The sequence below is a fragment of the Mycobacteroides chelonae CCUG 47445 genome, assembly GCF_001632805.1.
Taxonomy (GTDB): domain Bacteria; phylum Actinomycetota; class Actinomycetes; order Mycobacteriales; family Mycobacteriaceae; genus Mycobacterium; species Mycobacterium chelonae.
On the sequence record NZ_CP007220.1, the window covers coordinates 966,820 to 984,948 of the forward strand.

Annotated in this window: 21 protein-coding genes and 2 pseudogenes; 15 read left to right on the forward strand and 8 right to left on the reverse strand. The window is 61.2% G+C overall.

The window, feature by feature from the left end; translation table 11 throughout:
• Nucleotides 1–22: 22 nt before the first annotated feature.
• From BB28_RS04755 to BB28_RS04770, 4 genes are read right to left on the reverse strand one after another with little or no spacing between them, the layout of a single operon-like run.
• Nucleotides 23–355 carry a hypothetical protein gene (locus BB28_RS04755; protein ID WP_225421992.1) on the reverse strand — a complete coding sequence of 111 codons (333 nt, stop codon included), beginning with the start codon at nucleotides 353–355 and terminating at the stop codon, nucleotides 23–25.
• Between the two features lie 21 nt (nucleotides 356–376).
• The gene (locus tag BB28_RS04760; RefSeq protein WP_064393391.1) at nucleotides 377–595 is read right to left on the reverse strand and encodes a hypothetical protein; all 219 of its coding nucleotides are present in this window, start codon (nucleotides 593–595) and stop codon (nucleotides 377–379) included.
• 45 nt (nucleotides 596–640) lie between these two features.
• Nucleotides 641–1,180 (reverse strand): redoxin domain-containing protein, encoded by a 540-nt coding sequence (locus tag BB28_RS04765; RefSeq protein ID WP_157889425.1) that lies wholly within the window; start codon nucleotides 1,178–1,180, stop codon nucleotides 641–643.
• A gap of 46 nt (nucleotides 1,181–1,226) precedes the next feature.
• Nucleotides 1,227–2,090: an SAM-dependent methyltransferase gene (locus BB28_RS04770; protein ID WP_064393395.1), complete on the reverse strand. Its 864-nt coding sequence runs from the start codon at nucleotides 2,088–2,090 to the stop codon at nucleotides 1,227–1,229.
• Between the two features lie 265 nt (nucleotides 2,091–2,355).
• On the opposite strand from BB28_RS04770, the gene BB28_RS04775 reads away from it, so the two are divergent.
• From BB28_RS04775 to BB28_RS04790, 4 genes and pseudogenes are all read left to right on the forward strand, one after another.
• Nucleotides 2,356–3,006, forward strand: a complete 651-nt coding sequence (locus BB28_RS04775; RefSeq protein ID WP_057966290.1) for a hypothetical protein — start codon at nucleotides 2,356–2,358, stop codon at nucleotides 3,004–3,006.
• A 224-nt stretch (nucleotides 3,007–3,230) separates the two neighbouring features.
• Nucleotides 3,231–3,703, forward strand: a pseudogene (locus tag BB28_RS04780) (MarR family winged helix-turn-helix transcriptional regulator).
• Between the two features lie 8 nt (nucleotides 3,704–3,711).
• On the forward strand, nucleotides 3,712–5,136 hold the full coding sequence (locus BB28_RS04785) for an alpha/beta hydrolase (protein WP_064393397.1): 1,425 nt from the start codon (nucleotides 3,712–3,714) through the stop codon (nucleotides 5,134–5,136).
• A gap of 61 nt (nucleotides 5,137–5,197) precedes the next feature.
• Complete coding sequence (locus BB28_RS04790) at nucleotides 5,198–5,683, forward strand: nitroreductase family deazaflavin-dependent oxidoreductase (protein ID WP_064393399.1); 486 nt, start codon at nucleotides 5,198–5,200, stop codon at nucleotides 5,681–5,683.
• Nucleotides 5,684–6,007: 324 nt separating this feature from the next.
• Here the strand turns inward: BB28_RS04790 and BB28_RS04795 are convergent, their stop codons facing one another.
• Entirely contained in the window at nucleotides 6,008–6,847 is an 840-nt protein-coding gene (locus tag BB28_RS04795) for a helix-turn-helix transcriptional regulator (RefSeq protein WP_064393401.1), read from the reverse strand.
• A gap of 99 nt (nucleotides 6,848–6,946) precedes the next feature.
• Here BB28_RS04795 and BB28_RS04800 point away from each other — a divergent pair, with 99 nt between their 5' ends.
• The 5 genes from BB28_RS04800 to BB28_RS04820 all read left to right on the forward strand — a co-directional run bounded on the left by BB28_RS04800 (nucleotide 6,947) and on the right by BB28_RS04820 (nucleotide 11,857).
• Nucleotides 6,947–8,026 carry an alpha/beta hydrolase gene (locus BB28_RS04800; protein ID WP_225421993.1) on the forward strand — a complete coding sequence of 360 codons (1,080 nt, stop codon included), beginning with the start codon at nucleotides 6,947–6,949 and terminating at the stop codon, nucleotides 8,024–8,026.
• Nucleotides 8,027–8,100: 74 nt separating this feature from the next.
• Entirely contained in the window at nucleotides 8,101–9,006 is a 906-nt protein-coding gene (locus tag BB28_RS04805; protein WP_064393402.1) for an alpha/beta hydrolase, read from the forward strand.
• A gap of 762 nt (nucleotides 9,007–9,768) precedes the next feature.
• Nucleotides 9,769–10,044 carry a hypothetical protein gene (locus BB28_RS04810; RefSeq protein WP_109394729.1) on the forward strand — a complete coding sequence of 92 codons (276 nt, stop codon included), beginning with the start codon at nucleotides 9,769–9,771 and terminating at the stop codon, nucleotides 10,042–10,044.
• Nucleotides 10,045–10,472: 428 nt separating this feature from the next.
• Complete coding sequence (locus BB28_RS04815) at nucleotides 10,473–11,336, forward strand: SAM-dependent methyltransferase (protein ID WP_225421994.1); 864 nt, start codon at nucleotides 10,473–10,475, stop codon at nucleotides 11,334–11,336.
• A complete protein-coding gene (locus BB28_RS04820) occupies nucleotides 11,333–11,857 on the forward strand; it encodes a redoxin domain-containing protein (RefSeq protein ID WP_081252210.1) in 525 nt (174 codons plus the stop codon). The genes BB28_RS04815 and BB28_RS04820 overlap by 4 nt, the downstream gene beginning before the upstream one ends.
• A gap of 252 nt (nucleotides 11,858–12,109) precedes the next feature.
• On the opposite strand, the pseudogene BB28_RS25685 reads toward BB28_RS04820, so the two are convergent.
• Nucleotides 12,110–12,533, reverse strand: a pseudogene (locus BB28_RS25685) (GbsR/MarR family transcriptional regulator).
• Between the two features lie 194 nt (nucleotides 12,534–12,727).
• Between BB28_RS25685 and BB28_RS04825 the strand changes: the two are divergent.
• From BB28_RS04825 to BB28_RS04835, 3 genes are read left to right on the forward strand one after another with little or no spacing between them, the layout of a single operon-like run.
• The gene (locus BB28_RS04825) at nucleotides 12,728–13,633 is read left to right on the forward strand and encodes an ABC transporter ATP-binding protein (RefSeq protein ID WP_064393569.1); all 906 of its coding nucleotides are present in this window, start codon (nucleotides 12,728–12,730) and stop codon (nucleotides 13,631–13,633) included.
• Complete coding sequence (locus BB28_RS04830) at nucleotides 13,630–14,340, forward strand: fluoroquinolone export ABC transporter permease subunit (RefSeq protein ID WP_064393405.1); 711 nt, start codon at nucleotides 13,630–13,632, stop codon at nucleotides 14,338–14,340. The genes BB28_RS04825 and BB28_RS04830 overlap by 4 nt, the downstream gene beginning before the upstream one ends.
• Nucleotides 14,341–14,345: 5 nt before the next feature.
• Entirely contained in the window at nucleotides 14,346–15,116 is a 771-nt protein-coding gene (locus BB28_RS04835) for a hypothetical protein (RefSeq protein WP_064393406.1), read from the forward strand.
• A 115-nt stretch (nucleotides 15,117–15,231) separates the two neighbouring features.
• Here BB28_RS04835 and BB28_RS25610 read toward each other — a convergent pair whose 3' ends face one another.
• On the reverse strand, nucleotides 15,232–15,354 hold the full coding sequence (locus BB28_RS25610) for a hypothetical protein (protein WP_263854184.1): 123 nt from the start codon (nucleotides 15,352–15,354) through the stop codon (nucleotides 15,232–15,234).
• A gap of 21 nt (nucleotides 15,355–15,375) precedes the next feature.
• On the opposite strand from BB28_RS25610, the gene BB28_RS25480 reads away from it, so the two are divergent.
• The 3 genes from BB28_RS25480 to BB28_RS04850 all read left to right on the forward strand — a co-directional run bounded on the left by BB28_RS25480 (nucleotide 15,376) and on the right by BB28_RS04850 (nucleotide 17,350).
• Nucleotides 15,376–15,639, forward strand: coding sequence for a hypothetical protein (locus tag BB28_RS25480; protein ID WP_225421995.1), 264 nt, complete (start codon nucleotides 15,376–15,378; stop codon nucleotides 15,637–15,639).
• A gap of 234 nt (nucleotides 15,640–15,873) precedes the next feature.
• The gene (locus BB28_RS04845; RefSeq protein WP_064393408.1) at nucleotides 15,874–16,581 is read left to right on the forward strand and encodes an MspA family porin; all 708 of its coding nucleotides are present in this window, start codon (nucleotides 15,874–15,876) and stop codon (nucleotides 16,579–16,581) included.
• A gap of 61 nt (nucleotides 16,582–16,642) precedes the next feature.
• Nucleotides 16,643–17,350 carry an MspA family porin gene (locus tag BB28_RS04850; RefSeq protein WP_064393410.1) on the forward strand — a complete coding sequence of 236 codons (708 nt, stop codon included), beginning with the start codon at nucleotides 16,643–16,645 and terminating at the stop codon, nucleotides 17,348–17,350.
• A gap of 264 nt (nucleotides 17,351–17,614) precedes the next feature.
• On the opposite strand, the gene BB28_RS24950 is transcribed toward BB28_RS04850, so the two are convergent.
• Entirely contained in the window at nucleotides 17,615–17,842 is a 228-nt protein-coding gene (locus BB28_RS24950) for a hypothetical protein (RefSeq protein ID WP_131825547.1), read from the reverse strand.
• Nucleotides 17,843–18,129: the final 287 nt, after the last annotated feature.

Here is an 18,129-nt window from a genome sequence, read left to right on the forward strand (position 1 = left end):
GGCAGAACAGATCTCGTGACGCCTACTGGCGGGGTACTTCCGGGGCATTGGCCGTGGGCCAGGGGATGTCCCGAGCGCTAGGAAACTTGCGGTGTAGCTCGTCGATGAGCCGGTGCGCTTCGTACAGGTCTTTTCGCAACGCTATGAGATGACGGCGTCGATGTCTGGCTGCGGTGGGCCTGACGGGAGCATTCTGGTTCCGGCGCTCAGTCTCGATGATCGATTGAGATACCTCGTTGACATGCTCGTAGAGCGAAGTCAGTAGCACGTGCGCCTGTGCGGCAGAACGATCCTCGATCATCGGGTGTTCGTTACACGTGCTCGCGTTGATCCGGAGCGGGATTTCATTTCGCATGTTGTCCTGGGTGTTTACCTGCTAGCGGAACATTCGCTTGAGCGCCCACAGCTCGGCATCTAGCGCGGCTATGCCGTGCCGGATCGCGGCGATATCTTCAGGACTCATCTGCTGGGGACTGAGGTAGGCGCGGCGCCCTTCTATGCCGACAGCGCTACCTTCGAGTATGCCGGCAAGGGCTCGGCCCGGGGTGGAGTTCGACGCTGTCTCTGGGTTGGAGGTGCTTTGTTTAGCGGGCATGAGGTGGCCTTTCGTATAGGTGAACGGATGGACTCCGGCGGTGGGTCAAGCGTCGTTGAGCTTGTTGACTTGTTTCGTTAAATCGTGCTGTGACAATGGTTTTTTGGCGGTGTTTATGACGCCGCCTTCGGTGATGAAGGCGTATGCAGGTGACTGGGTGATACCGAAGCGGCTCGATATGTTCGTGCTGGTGTCGATGACCTGTGTGAATTCCATGGGGTGATTGCGTGTAAACGCCCGCAGATCTGTAGCACTGGCTTTGATTCCGACCCCGACGAAGGTGATGCCTGGATGCTTGGCGGCCGCGGCTCGCACGATCGTGGCCTGTGACTTACACGCGGCGCAGGAAGGTTCCCAGAACCACAACACGGCCGGCTTGCCCCACAAGTCTTCTCCGGAAAACCCGCCTCCGTCCAGTGATTGGGCGATGAACTGCAGCTGCCAGGGCGCCAGCGGCTCTGCGGTCAGTGTTGATGCGTGCGGGTTAGCCGCGGGCAGCTGCTGGGACGTAAACAGTGTGCGGGCGGGTGAGCATCCGGTTGCGAGAATTACTATGGCGACGAGAGTTATTGCGCTGTTTTTCACGGTGATTCAGCTTTCCTAGCTAGTTCTAGACTTGTCGTGCGATGAGCTAGCGTTGGGCAATCACCGCCCGTTCGATCTCTGAAACAGGTAGGTCGCGGTGCGCAGGTCGCAGGTAGCGCTGCAAATATTCTGCTGCGCCCACATGTAGAAGCAGATCCCAGTCGTACTCGGCGAGAAACTCTGCGACTTGTTCGGGATGTAGACCGAAGTGCCACAACTGTTGTTGTGTCACAAATTCGTCGTATCCAGCGCGCGCACCGTACATGGCGAACCCGTCCACAAATGCTTTACGCAGGAAGGTGAACGCTAAGCGGCTCCCCGGTGCCAACGCGAGCATGTGCCGCAGCGTGCGTCGCACAGTAGCTTCAGTCAGATACATCGACACGGCTTCCCAGATCACAAACGCGCGCATATCCAGGTCAAATCCACTGTCCGACAGACATTTCGTCATGTTCTCGGTTGCTAGGTCGGCAGCAACATATGTCGCATGTCGGGGGATGTATCCGAAACGACGCGCCGCCACCTGCTGCTTACGGATGCTGTTGGCTGGCAGATCGACCTCCCAGACCGGGACACCGGTCAACTGCGGTATCCGGTACAAACGCGTATCGAACCCGCCGCCCAGGATGATCACCGCATCAAGTCCGTCGGCAAGGGCCTCGATGAGCTGCTCATCGATGTACCGCTTGCGGCATAGCACGCCAGCCCACCCGCCGCAGATCTTCTTCTCCGTTGCGGCAATCATCGCCCGCCGCACCGGTGCCCGGCGTGTGGCCAGAGCTTTCAGATGTAACGCGGGAGGCAGCAGACGAATCGCGTACGGGTCGATGATCAGCGGTGAGCTCTCGTACTGCTCGGTGGCCAGGACCGAGGCAGAACCGTAGACGCCGTATCCCACCGCCGAACTCATAGGCGCCCTCAGCTCTCTGATCGGTCGACTCAATAACGCCGACCAGGCTTCCCGGCACACCACCGCATTCCTCACACGGCAGCGCTCACCCAGATCAGAGCAACGCAGGCGATGTGTCCCTATCGCATCTGGCGTCACCATCAGCACTCGGTTCTGGCCGCTGCGCCGTGAATGCAGCCGCCAGATACGGTAGCAGTATGCAATACTTTTTGTAGGTTATCTTTAGTGAAATCAGTGCTGGCCTGGGCGGACTGAGTGAAACCGCGTGGGTATCGATGAATTCGGAGGCGCAGGCTTGTCGCATTCGCCCGCTCCCGCAGCCCACATATTTGCGCGGCAGATCTCGGCCTTCCTGCAGCGACAGTGCCGCCTCGCCGCGGTCGGCGTGCTTGCCGGGGCGACCGCATGTTCATCCCAATCCGCTCCCCTCAGCGGCCTGACAACCAATACCGTTGACAAAGAGCACCATTCGGTGACGCAGCTCGCAGCCAGTCGGCCGCAGGTTCAGAAGGCAGTGGTCGATTACCTGGAGAAGACAGTCAACGCGCTACCGATCGGGAGCTATCTCGATGGCGGCGCCATGCCGGTGGGCGGCCGCACTACGGCCTGTGTGGGCGCCAACGCCGCTAGCCCGGCGGTGCGCTTCGAGGTCTCCATGGCGGTCATGACATCGCCGCAGATGCAAGCGAACCAAATTGCCTCCAGAACGCAGGCCCTGTGGCGCAGCTGGGGTGCGCAGGTCAACGAGGACCCAAGCGCCGCGGGGTGGTCGGCGGACACGGCGGGCTATCGCCTCCATATCGCCGCTGATGCCGGAGCCCCACAACCGACGGTGTCTGTGGCATCGATCTGCTTCCCCGATGACCCGATCCTGCGGGATCTGCCTTTTCCCGGCATCATCAGCCACTCGGCCTGACGCCGACACCTTGACGGCCCGTGCACAAGGCGCGAACCGGCCGGGGGCGCTGGCGGGCCTCTCCGTCGCACCAGGTAATACCCGCCAGCGCCCTGTACCGGCCACGCATCCATACGTCGCGTCAGCGCGCGGCCAGAGGCATACACTAGCACTATGCAATAGTTACCGTGCGGTATTGTATTGCTCGGCTGGGTGTTGATGGGCTGCCCTGAAAGGGAGACGGTGTGACTGTTGACGAGGCAGATCTAGCGGAATCGCTTGATGCCCTTACAGATTCGCTGCTGGTCGCCTCGCGGCTGCTGTTGGCGATCTCTGCGCGATCGATCGCGGAGGTAGATGAGACGATCACGTTTCCGCAATTTCGCACTTTGGTGATCTTGTCCAATGAGGGCCCGATCAACTTGGCCGCCTTGGCTCAGTTGTTAGGGGTTCAGCCGTCTACGACGGGCCGGATGGTCGATCGTTTGGTCAACGTTGGAATGATGATCGACGGCCGCACCCGCGCTCACGCCGAGAATTGGTGGTCGAGTTGACCGCTCACGGCGAAGGCGTGGTTCAGGAGGTCACGGCGCGCCGACGGGCTGTCATCGCTGAGATTGCCGGCAAGATGGCGCCGCGGGAGCGTCGCGGCTTGGTGCGGGCGTTGAGTGCGTTCACCGCTGCTGGCGGCGAGCCCTCCGCTTCTGCTGGCCTGTAGGTGCCTCGATGCGTCACTTCATTGGGCAGCTCTCACTTCTTCATGGATGGCTGCCTGTGCTGGCCCAACTATTCACGGCAGCAGTGCTTTTCGCAGTGCTAGCAAGCCGCACGCAACGCAGGGGCGCAGCCATGCTCTGGGGTGCTGTGGTCGGTGTGATGCTGGCTGCGACGGCGTATTGGTATCTCGGGTCGATAGGTGTTGCCGGCGACCCGGCACCGCTGCAACTGTGGTTATGGATCGCTGGCGCAGGCCTGGTGTCGGTGCTCGCGGCCTGCTGGCGTGGGGTGTGGTGGCGGCGCGCACTGGCGGTCGTGGCGATACCACTGTGTGTTGTGTCTGCGGGCCTGTCGGTGAATGCGTGGATCGGATACCTGCCCACGGTGCATGCGGCGTGGAGCCGACTCACGCTGTCCCCGGTTCCAGGTCAGGTCGACCGCGGCACGGTATTGGCCATGCAACTGGCAGGGGTGCAGCCAGCTTCCGGTGTTATCACACCAGTCACGATTCCTGTTGGCGCGTCCGGTTTTAGCCATCGCACCGAGCTGGTGTACCTGCCGCCGGCATGGTTTGGCCACGACCCGGCACCGCACCTTCCTGTTGTCCTGATGATCGGCTCGGCCTTGAACAGCCCCGCGGACTGGGTGTGGGCGGGCCATGCTGCCCAAACTGCAGATGATTTCGCTGCCCGGCATGGTGGAAATGCCCCCGTCCTGGTGTTCGCCGATGCCACCGGGGCGTTCAACAACGACACCGAGTGCGTCAACGGCAGCCGCGGCAACGCGGCCGATCATCTCGTGAACGAGGTCGTGCCCTACATCGTGTCGAACTTCCGCACCAGCGCGGATCGACATAACTGGGGTGTTGCCGGCTGGTCGATGGGTGGTACTTGCGCGCTGGATCTGACCGTGATGCACCCCGAAACTTTCACCGCGTTTGTCGATATCGCCGGGGACGCAAGCCCGAACACCGGCGACAAAGCCCACAGCATCGCAGCGCTGTTCGGCGGTGACAGCCAGGAATGGTCGCGATTCGATCCGGCCACCGTCATCAGCCGCCACGGGCGCTATCACGCGGTGGCAGGCTGGTTTGACATTCCCGGAGGGGCGGGGCGCCGACTGCTCACCGCCACAGGGATCGGGTCGGTAAGCGACAGCCCGCACGACGGCGTCGCGAACCTCGAGGGCCAGGATGTTGCCGCCAATTCGTTGTGCCAGCAAGCCAGTAGCCACGGCATCCGCTGTGCCGTGTCAACCCGACCGGGCCGACACGACTGGCCTTTTGCCGCGCAGGCGTTCGATGCAGCCTTTCCATGGTTGGCGGGCAGGCTCGGCACTCCCCGGGTACTACGGATCGCCCTGCCCGGTCTAGCACCCGAATCTACTGTCACCGCGCAAGCCTCAGCCCCCATCGACCCACACGGTTGGAGATAGACCAGCACACAACGCTATTCAACACATCACAAGCTTCGTCTCTAACGAACGAGGAGCCGCCATGCAGATCGTCAAAAATGTTTCGCTGCCTTCGGGCCTGACTCGCGCTGTCTTCCGGATGCCGATCTACCTTTATCGGTTGAAACTCGGATGGATATTTGGGCAGCGGCTGCTGCTGCTCAACCACACCGGGCGTATCAGTGGCAAGCCCAGGCGCACCGTGCTGGAAGTCGCTGAACGCGACTCCGATCACGACAGCTACGTCGTGGCTTCGGGCTGGGGCGCTAAAGCTGCTTGGTATCAGAACATCCTGGCCGCACCCGAGGTGAGCATCCAGGTAGGCACCCGGGTACTTCCCGTGATGGCCCTTCCTCTCAGTAAAGACGAAAGCGGTGAGGTATTCGTGCGTTACGCAGCCAAACACCGCCGCGCAGCCCAATACATGCTGCCGCGCGTCCTAGGAATATCTGTTGACGGCTCGGAGGCAGACTTCCGGGAGGCTGGGCAAAAGATGCCGTTCGTGCGGTTCGTTCCCCGACCTGACTAGCTGTGGAACAACTGCCTGGCACGACCTAAGCTAGTTAGCTGCGATGTGCAGAGACTAGCCAGGCCAGTAGTTGCGCAAGCGCCAAACAATGAATGTAGCTAGCTGTCAGATCATGGGGCAGGCAGTGAAACACCAGCCCGTCGATAGCCGGGTCGAAACGGTCGCTGTATCCGATATCGGAGGTTAGGTCTACGGGTGTCGAATGCAGTGTTCAATCCAAGAACATTGTGCTGGTTTCGTTTACGAGTGGCTCCTGGCGTGGACGTTGTCGAAGATCAGTTGCAGTGTGCCCACGGTGCGGGCGACCAGGGGTGAGCGGCTGAACTATCGGCTCACATGGGTGATCAGTGCTTGTAGGCGTTCTTGCGATGGGCTGCCGGGTTCGGGTGTCATGATGACGAGCTGTTGGTTGGGATCAGTTGCGCAGGTGAAGGTTTCCCAATCGAGGGTGAGGTCGCCGACGACTGGATGGGATAGGTTCTTCAGCCCACTCGTGCGGCGGGCGACGTCATGGGCAGCCCACCATTTTCGGAAGTCGAGATCATTTACGGAAAGCTCGCCTACTAGCTCGGCCAGGCGCGGATCGTGCGGATATTGGGCCGCGTCCATTCGCAGAAACCCTACGCACGTGTTCACGACACTGTCCCAGTCGGCGAACATTGCCCGTATTGACGGATCGAGGAAGGCGAGTAGTACGAGATTGCGGCGTGCAGGGGGGATCTGCGAGAAGTCGGTGTACAGCGCGGCTGCTGTTGCGTTCCAGGCCAGAACGTCCATGAACCGTCCCACAACAAATGCAGGGTTTTGGGTCAACTGATCCAAGAGCCACTGCAGTTGTGGGCGGACCTTCTGGGTTGCCCTGCGTCGCGGTCGCGGTGGCGGGTTACCGGCCAGGTCATGGAGGTATGCGCGTTCGTCATCGTTGAGGTGCAGCGCCTGGGCCAGTGCGGCGAGCACCGACTGTGATGCGGCCAGCCTGCCTTGTTCCAGCCTCCGGTAGTAATCAGCGCTGATCGCTGCTAAGTCGGCGACCTCTTCGCGCCGTAACCCGGGCACGCGCCGCGCGTTGGTGGACTCCGGTAGCCCGACCATCGATGGGCTCAGGCCGGCACGGCGCGCCCGTAGGAACTTGCCGAGCTCACCCCATCGTGGGTCTTCCGTCATACCGCATTCTGGCATCGCCTGGGCGCTTTTTGCCTAGGCAGAATTTCTCCCCTGTTGTAACCCCGCTGTCTGGCAGATGCTGGTGCCCGCGTGGGTGGGATGCGTGAAACGGTAGGCAGCCCCACCAGCAAGACGTTGCATGCCGAGGCGACCCTGATGGCAACGCGCACTGGCGCGCAGACACCAGATCATGAACTTCTCCAGGCCAACGATGACACAGAAGAACAATCGACCACTCGTATAAAGGAGAATCCATTGACATCGGTCAAGAGTGCGGTCACGTTCCGCAATGGTCCCATCACTATGGCGGCCAACCTGTTTGCGCCAAGTGACCTCGATCCGCAAGGCAGCTATGCGGCGGTGGTTATTGTGCATCCCGGCGGTGGGGTCAAAGATCAGACTGCGAGCTTGTACGCCGAGAGACTAGCTGAGCACGGCTTTGTCGCGCTGGCCGCGGACGCGTCCTACCAGGGTGACAGCAGCGGCGAGCCCCGCTCCTTGGAGGACCCGGGTGCCCGCGTCGAGGACGCCCGGGCCGGGGTGGACTACCTGCAGTCCCTGGACTACGTCGATGCCGACCGGATTGGTGCGTGGGGAATCTGTGCCGGTGGCGGGTACGCCGTCAACGCCACCATGACCGATCACCGCATCAAAGCAGTGGGTATGGTCAGCGGGGCTAATATCGGCACGTCGTGGCGCCGCGGTTGGTACGGCACTGGAGTGGATTCCGATGTGCTGCCCACTCTGGAGGCAGCGGCGCAGTACCGTACCGCCGAGGTAGCGGGCGCCGAAGTGACCTTCGCCCCGTTCTTTCCGGAGGAGATCGACGAGAACACCCTGCCTGACCTGGTGCAGGCTAATGACTATTACCTGACGCCGCGCGGGACGCACCCGAACGTTACGAATCGGTACCCGCTGTCAAGGAGCCTGTCGAAAATCGTCGGGTTCGATGCCTTCTATCTAGTCGAGGTCTTGCTTACCCAGCCGATCCTGATAGTCGCTGGGAGCAAAGCAGGTTCGTTGTGGAACAGCACCGAGTTGCATTCGCGGGCACGCAGCGACAAGAAGCTGGTGATCGTCGATGGTGCTACCCACATGGACTTCTATGACGTGCCCAAGTACGTCGATATCGCTATCGCTGAGGCTGTTCCGTTCTTCCAGAAACATCTCGCTGCATAAGCCTGACACCCCCGGCGGAGGATTATCAGAATGATCAGAAGCAGAGGACCCCGAATATGACATAAACCGATCAGATGCCTGATGAACAAGGCGAGACATACCGTCAGTTCGTAGATTTTTTCGCCAGACCTGCACGGACCGATATTCTCCGGACGCCTGACGAGTACGGGATGGCCTATGAGGATGTCACGTTTCCCGCCACGGACGGGACCGAAATCAAAGGCTGGTTCATTCCGGCGGATTCTGACCGTCTCATCATCATGAACCACTTTCTAAACGGCAATCGTTATGGGTACCCGGGGCACAAGATCCCGAATGACCTTGTTGGATTCGAAGTCAACTATGTTCAGCAGCATAAGACGCTGCACGACGCCGGTTACAACATCCTGGCCTATGATCTACGGAACATGGGTCAGAGCGGTACCGCTAATGACGGGCGGGCCGGCGGCGGTCAATTCGAGTATCGGGATGTCATCGGCTCATTGCGCTACGCTAAATCAAGAGACGATACGGCGCATATGAAAACCGGGCTGTTCAGCATCTGCTACGGATGCAATTCCACATTTCATGCCATCGACAAACATCCTGAAGAGTTTCAGCACGTCAAGGCACTCCTTGGCCTCCAGCCCGCCTCTCTCGGGGCGATGCTGGAACGCGCAGCTGAAAACTTAGGTATCGACAAGGAAGCGGCGCGCAGTCTTGCCGCAAGCAGAATGTTGGAAAAAACGGGCTTTAGCCTGAATCAGTTGTCGCCGATTGACGCTGCGAAATCGGTCTTTCTGCCGACATTGTTAGTCCAGGTTCACGACGATGCCATGACGTACCCGTCTGACGTTCAGGCGATGCACGACAATGTTGCCGCCGCTGATAAGAAGCTGTTCTGGATCGAGGGCACCACTAACCGCTTCGATGGCTACACCTATTTCAACGACCATCCAGAACTACTGCTGGAGTGGTTCGACAGTCACATCGACAAATAAGCGTGTAGCTCGCGCCTGTGCGTAGGACCGCAATGTGCGCGCACGTAGTTCGCAAATCCGTTGGAAGGCACTGCATACGGCACTTGTCCGTCTTCCAGGTGATCCTGGTCGCTGCGCGCATAGCCGGTGCGTAGACCTTGATGCACACCACCGGGCCTGCCGCCGTAGCGGGGAGCCCGACGCGTGAGGCAGTTCGGTTTGATCCGGCAGCACGCGCGTGATCGGTCGCGCAGGAGGGGTCAGGTAGAGGGGGACTGATCGCTTGACCGGCAACCGATGTCGAACCGCCCGTCAACGCTATCGCGTTGAGCAGCAGCGGGAACAGTTGCACCACCACGATGTCCGGAACCTGCAGCCATCGCAGGCGTGGACACTGATGCTGCCGCCAGCTCGACGTGCTGAAGCAGCTTGATGCGCGGGCAGTCATGGGTCGGTAGGCTGTAATCATCTTTTCGGAATGAGCAGCGCCTCATTTCGAGGGAGTAACTGACCGTGAGAGCATCGCTAGCGACAGTCGATGCGGGTGCAGGAACCATGTCTGTGCCTGCCGTACCCCCGTGTGGCCCTAGCGAACACCGGCTTCAAGCCTGGGTCGTGCCGGTCAACATATCGTGGCGCGAGTTCGCATCGGTCTTCAGTGGCATACCGGGTAGCTCTGAGCGGAATCCACCGCATCGACGCCGACTGTGTTCACGCTCATTGGTATTTGACCAGACAGAAAGAGCACCGACCATGAAAAGAGTCTTACCGGCAACCTTAGCAATGGCGATCACGCTAGCGGTGGTGTTGGCGCCAGGATCTACTGCCCGCGCCGGGCCTATCGAAGACCCCGAGGGGATCATCAACAGCCTCAAGGCAAATGGATATCGGGTGATTGTCACCAGGGTCGGATCCGACCATCCGTCCCAGTGCACCGTGCAGTCGGTATCTCAGCAGTCGGCTGTGACGAATGTGCAGCCGGGGCGGAACATGCGCAATCAGCCCACCTCGCTACCCACCGTCAGCCACAAGATCGCCTACGTGACGCTGGCGTGCTAACGACAGACACATGCACACACGTATCGACAGCGTTAGTGTGCCGACTTAAACGCATTTGCCCTAGCTCGACAACGAATATGCCGCCGATTCCTCACGATCGAGAGATCTTCACGGCACGCTATGGCGCCTTGCGGACCGCCTATTGGTCCAGCCGGGAGTCATCCCCTCAGACCAAATGCTTCGAAGTCTGCTTCTCTTACACTCCAACATAATCGGCACCAAAATCTGGACCGCTCACGAACTCGCCCACGCGCTTCCGGCGTGTACGGCATCGACTAGCCGCCCCAACCCTGATTCCAGCAATGGTGGTAAGCGGTCGACGCTGCCGATAGCAACCCAGCAGTGGCCGGATCGGCTAAGGTAAAACCCGGTGTGCCGGGAAGTCTGGTCGGCGATCGTATTTGCCTACCAGAAATGAGGTGCCTGCAGTGCGTTCTGCGGCAGCCGGGACCGCGATAGGCCCGATGGTCATCGTGGCAGCAGAACAGCACGAAACCCTGCCACTACTTGTCGACCCATGGGCCGCCAGGCTCTTACCCCCCGCCGTGCGGTTGGCCGCCGCGAGCACCCGCTGGGCGCCGCTGCGCGGCGCCATAATCGCCGCAGCTGAAAAGAAGATCCCCGGTATCTGGGCTGCTATAGCGTGCCGTAAACGCTATATTGACGACCGACTGCTGGCTGCCTTCGACGAGGGCATCGACGCGGTCCTGATCCTGGGCGCAGGCTTTGACAGCCGCGCCTGCCGCCTGCCGCAACTGGCACATATCCCAGTCTGGGAGGTCGACTTACCTGACAACATTGCCGCCAAAAGCAAGGCGCTGCAACGCTGTTTCGGCAGCCCACCAGACAATATCCGGCTCACCGCTGTGGACTTTGAAACCGACGATCTGGCTGATGCCTTGCGCCGCGACGGGTTCGAGCCTGGCATGCGCACGTTCATCATCTGGGAGGCAGTGACCCAGTACCTGACCGAGTGGGCGGTGCGGCAAACACTGAGTCATCTGTGCGACCCCGGGCCCGGCAGTCATCTCGCACTGACCTACGTGCGCAAGGACTTTCTGGACGGACACGAGATGTATGGAGCCGAGGCGGGCCATCACGAACTCGTCGTGGCCAAACAACTGTGGCGGTTCGGCCTTGAGCCCGAACAGACTGTGGGATTCTTCGCCGAATACGGATGGCAGGAATACGGCCAAGCCGGTAGCGATGAATACAGCCACCTCTACGTGCGACCGTGCGGGCGGGCCATGGACATATCACCTATCGAACGCTCTCTGGCTGCACGCCGATGAAATGCACCATCCTCGCCGCGCTACTGACCATAGCAATCGGTGCGTGCAGTTGTAGCCGCAACCAACACCAAGTCAATGATCGCGACGCGCAACGATCGACAGTCATTGCCGAACCGAGTGTTCCGTGGCAACTGGACTTCACCGCGCGCACACTCGACGGGACTCCATTGGCCGGCGCCAGCCTGTACGGCAAGCCCGCGGTCTTATGGTTTTGGGCGCCGCAGCAGCCAGAGGCCGGGCAGCAGGCTGCACTCCTGCAAGCCGCTGCAGCCCGCAACAGCGACATCGCCTTTGTCGGGATCGCTCGGACTCGTCCGCGACCGGTCACCGAATTCGACGGGCAACACCAAATGGCCTTCACCCAGATCGTCGATCCGGACGCAGCCATCGCAATGAGATTCGGGATCACGACCCGACCCGCCTACGTGTTCATCACCGCACACGGCCAGGTCACCACCGCCAAAAAGCCGCTAAGTCAACACGACCTGCGAACCCACCTCGAACGCCTCGCCAACGACTAAGCCGCCAAGCCAGATACCATCCACGATTGCTGGATGGGGCCAACCATGGCGTCCGGCTTACGGCCCCACTGGCGCCAACCGTGCCCGCAGCATCCCCGGCACGATCATCGCGGCCCGCGGCCCGCAGCGATGAGCTGAGCACCACCGGGCTCAGTACAGCCGACATCTCGACCATCCGGTGGCCAGCACCACGGCGGAGTCGAAAAAGTGTCTGAATCCGTCATGAATTATGTTGCGCTGAACAATGTTTCGCTACGACGGTGGGTTCTGTTCGTGCCAGCGCTCAAGCGGGGTCGGGAATTGGTCCATGAGGAACGTATAGAAGGCGTGCATCCGGGCCAGCCGGTGGTGTGCCAACCCGCCGGGTGACGTCGCGGCCAGCCCTTCTCGTGTGACAGTCAGCACTGCGGCGGTGGCATGGTTTTGGTTGGTGTACTGGTTCGCCCAGGCGTTTTCGCACAGCCGGAAGTGGTCGCGGCGTTACCCAGGGACGGCACCCGTTCTGCCAGAACCACTTCGGTGAGCATACGCAGCGCTGTGGAGATAGCGCCGACGCTAGCATGCAGCTGCTCGGCTAGCTCTCCCATGGTGATGGTGCGCTGCTCAGTGAACAGCAGGGCAGCGGCGTGCGGGCGGTCATGCGCTGCAGCCCATGGTCAGAGAGTACAAGCGCCATCGTTTAGGGGCCGGCAGGAATTCCCGTGCCAGGTTCCGCCATCGCGCACCCCAAAGTCTTCTGCGATTACTGAAAATTCAGTATCCTGTTCAATGGTGTTCCGGGAAGCCTGGTCGGAGATGGAGTTGTCCGTTTCTGCAGTGCCCGGTGAACCTGGTGTGCTGCAGCTTTCTTGAAAGGCTATGCACCGCCTCATGACTTTCGCTTTAGGCAATGACGCCGCGTGTTCGGTGGGTACAGACGTGATCTGCGTGCGTGGGCTCACCTTCACGTATCCGAAGAGTCCAGAGCCCGCGATCCGGGGGATGGACTTTTCTGTGGGGCCCGGGGAGATATTCGGGTTCCTCGGGCCCAGTGGAGCCGGGAAATCCACGACGCAGAAACTGTTGATCGGATTGCTGCGCGGGCACGGCGGACACGTGGCGGTGTGGGGGAAGGACCCGCAGCAATGGGGGCCGCAGTATTACCAGCGCATCGGTGTGTCCTTCGAGCTGCCTAATCACTATCACAAGCTCACCGGCGTCGAGAACCTGCAGTTTTTCGCCTCCTTGTATGCAGGCAAGACCCGCGCGGCGGCGGAGCTGCTCGAGGCGGTGGGGCTGTCCGATGCCGCCGACATCCGGGTGGGCAAATACTCCAAAGGAATGCAGATGCGACTGACATTCGCCCGCTCTCTCATCAACGACCCTGAATTACTGTTCCTGGACGAGCCGACCTCGGGTCTGGACCCGGTCAACGCACGCATCGTCAAAGACATCATCTTGAGTTTAAAAGCACAGGGCCGCACCATATTCTTGACCACACACGACATGAACACCGCAGATGAACTCTGCGACCGGGTGGCATTCGTTGCCGATGGCCGCATCGCAGCACTGGACACACCGACCGAGCTGAGAGTCGCACGAAGCCGTCGCATGGTCCGCATCACCTACCGCGGCAACGGCGGGATACTACAGAGCGTTGAGTTCGGGATTGACGGACTAGCAGATGACCCGCAGTTCCACGAGCTCGCACGCAGCCGCCATATCGAGACCATCCACAGCACCGAGGCCAGCCTGGACGACGTATTCGCCGAAGTCACCGGAAAGCAGCTCGCATGAGCCGGCTGGCCCGCGCTGTGCGGCTAGAGCTCACCTTGCAGGTGCGCCAGAAATTTCTGCACGCCGGGATCTTCTCCGGTTTGATCTGGCTGGCGGTGCTACTTCCGATGCCCGCCTCACTGCGCCCCGTTGCCGAACCCTACGTCCTGATTGGGGATATCGCGATTATCGGGTTCTTCTTCATTGGAGGCACCGTCTTTTTTGAGAAGCAAGAACGCACCCTGAGCGCCCTGGTCTGCACACCGCTTCGCTTCGCCGAATACCTGGCGGCTAAACTCGTTGTACTGGTCTCGATTTCACTTGCTGTGGCGATCGCGGTGACCACCCTCGTGCACGGCGCGCATTGCCGGCTCGCTCTGATGGGCGTCGGTGTGGTCTTGGGTACGCTGCTGATGCTGCTCACCGGGTTCATCACCTCACTGCCGTTCACATCGGTGACCGACTGGTTCATGATCACCGTCATACCGCTGGCTTTCATGCTGATACCGCCCGTGGTGCACTACAGCGGTCTGTGGCCCAACCCTGTGCTTTACCTGATACCCACCCAGGGGCCACTGATGTTGCTGGGGGCTGCCTTCCATCAAATAGAAGTGACACCATGGCAATTGGCATACGCGCTAAGCTACCCACTTGTCTGCATCGCAGCCCTGTGGATACTCGCCCGGCGCTCATTTATCCGGTACATCATCGAACGGCCCGGTGAATAGTCATCATGAAAATCGCTGTGGTATATACATTTCCGCGAATCAACACAAAAGCGCTAGCCGCCTTCGCTCGCAACGACCTACGCGGCACCTACCGTGACCCGCTGCTGGTAATGTTGGTCATCGCTCCGGTCCTATGGACCAGCGGAGTAGCGCTGCTGACCCCGCTGTTCACCCGGATGCTCAACGACAAGTACGGCTTCGATCTGGTTCCCTACTACCCGCTGGTGCTCACCGGGTTCTTACTGCTGACCAGCATCATCGTGCCCGGCGGGCTGGCGGCATTCCTAGTCCTGGACGAGATCGACGCCGGAACCCTGACCGCACTGCGGGTGACGCCGGTGCCGCTGGCGACATTCTTCGGGTACCGGGCCGCGACAGTTGCAGCAATCACCACGATCTACGTGGTCGCCACCATGTCCCTGAGCGGCATACTGGCCCCGGGCCTGACGTTCTCACTCATACCCATCGGCATGCTTGCGGGCATGTCGGCCGTCGTCACCTTGCTGCTTATTATCACCGTGGCCAACAACAAGATTCAGGGGCTGGCCATGCTACGGGCACTGGGCATGCTCATCGCGGGCTTACCGTGCCTGCCCTGGTTCATCAGCTCCGGCTGGAACCTCGCCTTCGGGATATTGCCTCCGTACTGGGCGGCCAAGGCCTACTGGGCGGCCGGCGAGCACGACACCTGGTGGCCCTACTTGCTGGCCGGTGCCCTCTACAACAGCGCCATCGGGTGGCTACTCCTGCGACGATTCCTAGCCAAACACAACTAGTAACCCAATTGGCGTAGCGACAAGCCTTCACGCACTCGGCGGCTCGTTGCAGATCGGCGGGTTGACGCACAATGCTATTCGCGCGAGACCGCCCATCGAGCGGGGTGACGCCAAGTCAACCTGGAGGCAATCGGTCCCGGCCGAACTCGACCTGCTTGACCAGCGGGCCCATCGCGGTATGTGCGATGTGCCCTGGTGGGGTGCCGAAGGTCGAGAGGTTGCCTGCGGTGGGCCGCATGGACCCGCGCACGCTGTCGGTATGGGTGGTGGAGCCGAGTGGCAGGCGCCCACCGCCCGGCCAACCGAACTCGACATGCACGGGCCCCGTTTCGTCGCGGGCGGTGATGATTTCGCAGAAGCCGAGACGCGCGACAGCGTCACCCGGCTACGCAAACACCTGGCCTACGCCGAAGAACTCGACCGCGTCCTCACCACACGCGCCCAGGACGGCCACGGGGCTAGTAGCGGTTATTCCTGGGAAGGCCGAGCCTGGTGTCCGGACCGCAGGCCGCCGTGGTGCTGATGCTGTGGCGAACTATTCCGCATTGGGTAAGGGGTCCTCTTACTTAGGAAGTCAACGCACAGTTGGATGGGTAGTGTCCGGGCCCTGTTTCTCCTTTGTTTACCGTTCTGTTATGTGGGCCTCTTAGACATTCCACCTGTACCCCGAGGGGGTAGCGGGTAGCTGTGGTGAATTGCCACTGCGGGTTCCTGGGATAGACCTCCGAATAGATCAACTGAGAGGCAATGCCGCCACATGCTGAAAAGCCTTGTCACCCTAACTGCTGCCTGTACGCTCGGCGCGACCGCACCGTTGGCTGTGGCCGATCCGCCCGGGGGTGAACCGATGCCCGATAGCGTCCCAGCCGCCGCGGCGGCTGTCCCCGCCCCTGCTCCGCCCGCGGCCCCTCCTGTTGATAACGGTGCTGTTGCGTCGGGCGAGCCGGGCACGCTGCGCACGCGGGATGGATGGATTCTGGCGGTTGCCGCCAAGGATGAAACCCAGCTGCCCGTCGCGCCGCTGACCACCGCCCTGTCCTCGCGCGAGTATCTGGTGGGCGGCACATTCATCGGAGCTATCAAAGGCTCGGGCACGACGAAACTGACCGATGGTGTCCTGGAAGCCGGATACCAAATCGGTTGTGGCATAAGCGCCGACACCGTCGACTTGCGATTCGGTGGCAACATCACACCGCAGATCAGTCCCGCGGGCGCGCCCAGCATCGGTGCCGGTGTCTTCGCCCAGATCCGACCCACCCTCAAGCCTGGAACGGCGACCATCATCCCGGTCACCAAGATGGCCTTCGAAGAGGAGACCACCGCCCGCGTCACGATCAACGCGTTCCGCATCAAGATCGACAGCTGCGTGGGCCAATCCTTCATCCGGTCCTACGCGATACTCACCAGCTCGACCGAGGACACGCAGGACGTGGTGACCTACATGGGTGTCACCAAGGCCGTCTGAAATCTTAAGCACCGCAATCTTCCTCAACCTCCCTTGATTAGCCCGAGAGGCCCAGAACATCATGCTCAAGACTCTTGCTGCACTCACTGCCGCGTGCACATTCGCAGCCACCGCGCCGCTGGCATTAGCCGATCCTGAACCGGTTCCGGCGCCCGCACCTGCGGCGGCAGAAGGCCCGGTGCCTCCACTGCCTCCTGCCGACGGTGAGTCCGGCCCACCACCGGACAACGGCATCGTCGGCTCGGAGCCGCCGAGCGTCGTCACCACACCAGATGGCTGGATGTTGACGCTGGCCGCCGAAGAGGAGACCCAGCTGCCGATCCCGCCGCTGACAACCGCCCTATCCTCACGCGAATACCTGGCCGGAGGCACCTTCATCGGCACCGTCAAAGGCAGTGGAAGCACCAAACCTAAAGGCGGAACAATAGAGGCGGGCTACCAGATCGGCTGTGGTATCGCGCTAAGCGCTGTCCGCCTCACCGGCAGCATCGGCCTAGGGTCCTCGATAGGACAGTCCGGGCTCGGCAACATCAGCATGCCACTGGTCGGCAACGTCGAGGTCAGGCCTAAGCCCGGCGAAGTCATCAACGTCTCTGTAACGAAGAAAAAGTTCAAAGGCAAGCAGACCCGAGTCACGCTCAAAGACGTGCATATCAAGATCGACGGCTGCGTGGGACAGTCGTTCCTGCGCTCCTATGCGGTACTGACCAGCAAGGGCAGCGGCACCGAAGACATCGTCGCCTACTACGGAGTCACCAAGACCGTCTAACCCGGACCGCAGGAAGGTGCACGCATACCCATGATGCTTCCCGCTCTTTCAACCGTAAGGTTCGGGGTTGCCGCAGCGATCGCAGCTGCTGCTCTGGTCGCCTCTGCGGCGACCTGTGAGGCTGACCCCGGGCCGGATACACCGGAGCGGCCGACGGCGCCAACCAGACCGCCAAGCTTGCCGGAGCCTCCGCCACCGTCCCAGATCGGAAATCCACTGGCCATGGCGGGTACCGAACAGGGTCCCGGGGGCGTACCAACCAACCTAAGCATCGCAGGGGATCCGAGTCTGCTGGGTCAGAACGTGGCGCCAGCTGCCCCCGGCGGCACCGGCCCGGTCACGGTCCCGGGCGCCAACGCCCTCAACAACCAGTATTTGCTGCCACAGAACCTTACGCCAGCGGAACCTGGCAAGGGGGAAATCTACGGGGTCGCGCCCGGCGAGGAGACCGCCGATATTTCCGGAGGCGACTACCTGCGAAGGCTGTGGCATCAACACCAAGATGGCCAGCTCGGGGGCGGTCTGCTGGGCCGCCGACCCAAAGAGGAGCTAAACCAACCTCTACCCGGAACCGCACCGCCGCCCGGAACCCGGATTCCGGGCTTGGGCGACGACGCACACGGGCCCGCCCCAGAACAATGGCACTGGACCCCGCCCGAACAACCTGCAGGCGTTCCTTCGGCAGCTCCGACCGCTACACCTGATACGGGACATCCCTGAGCAGACTCCGCTTCTTCGCGGAACGTCCCTACCTCACTGGCATCAGCCCAACCGAAACC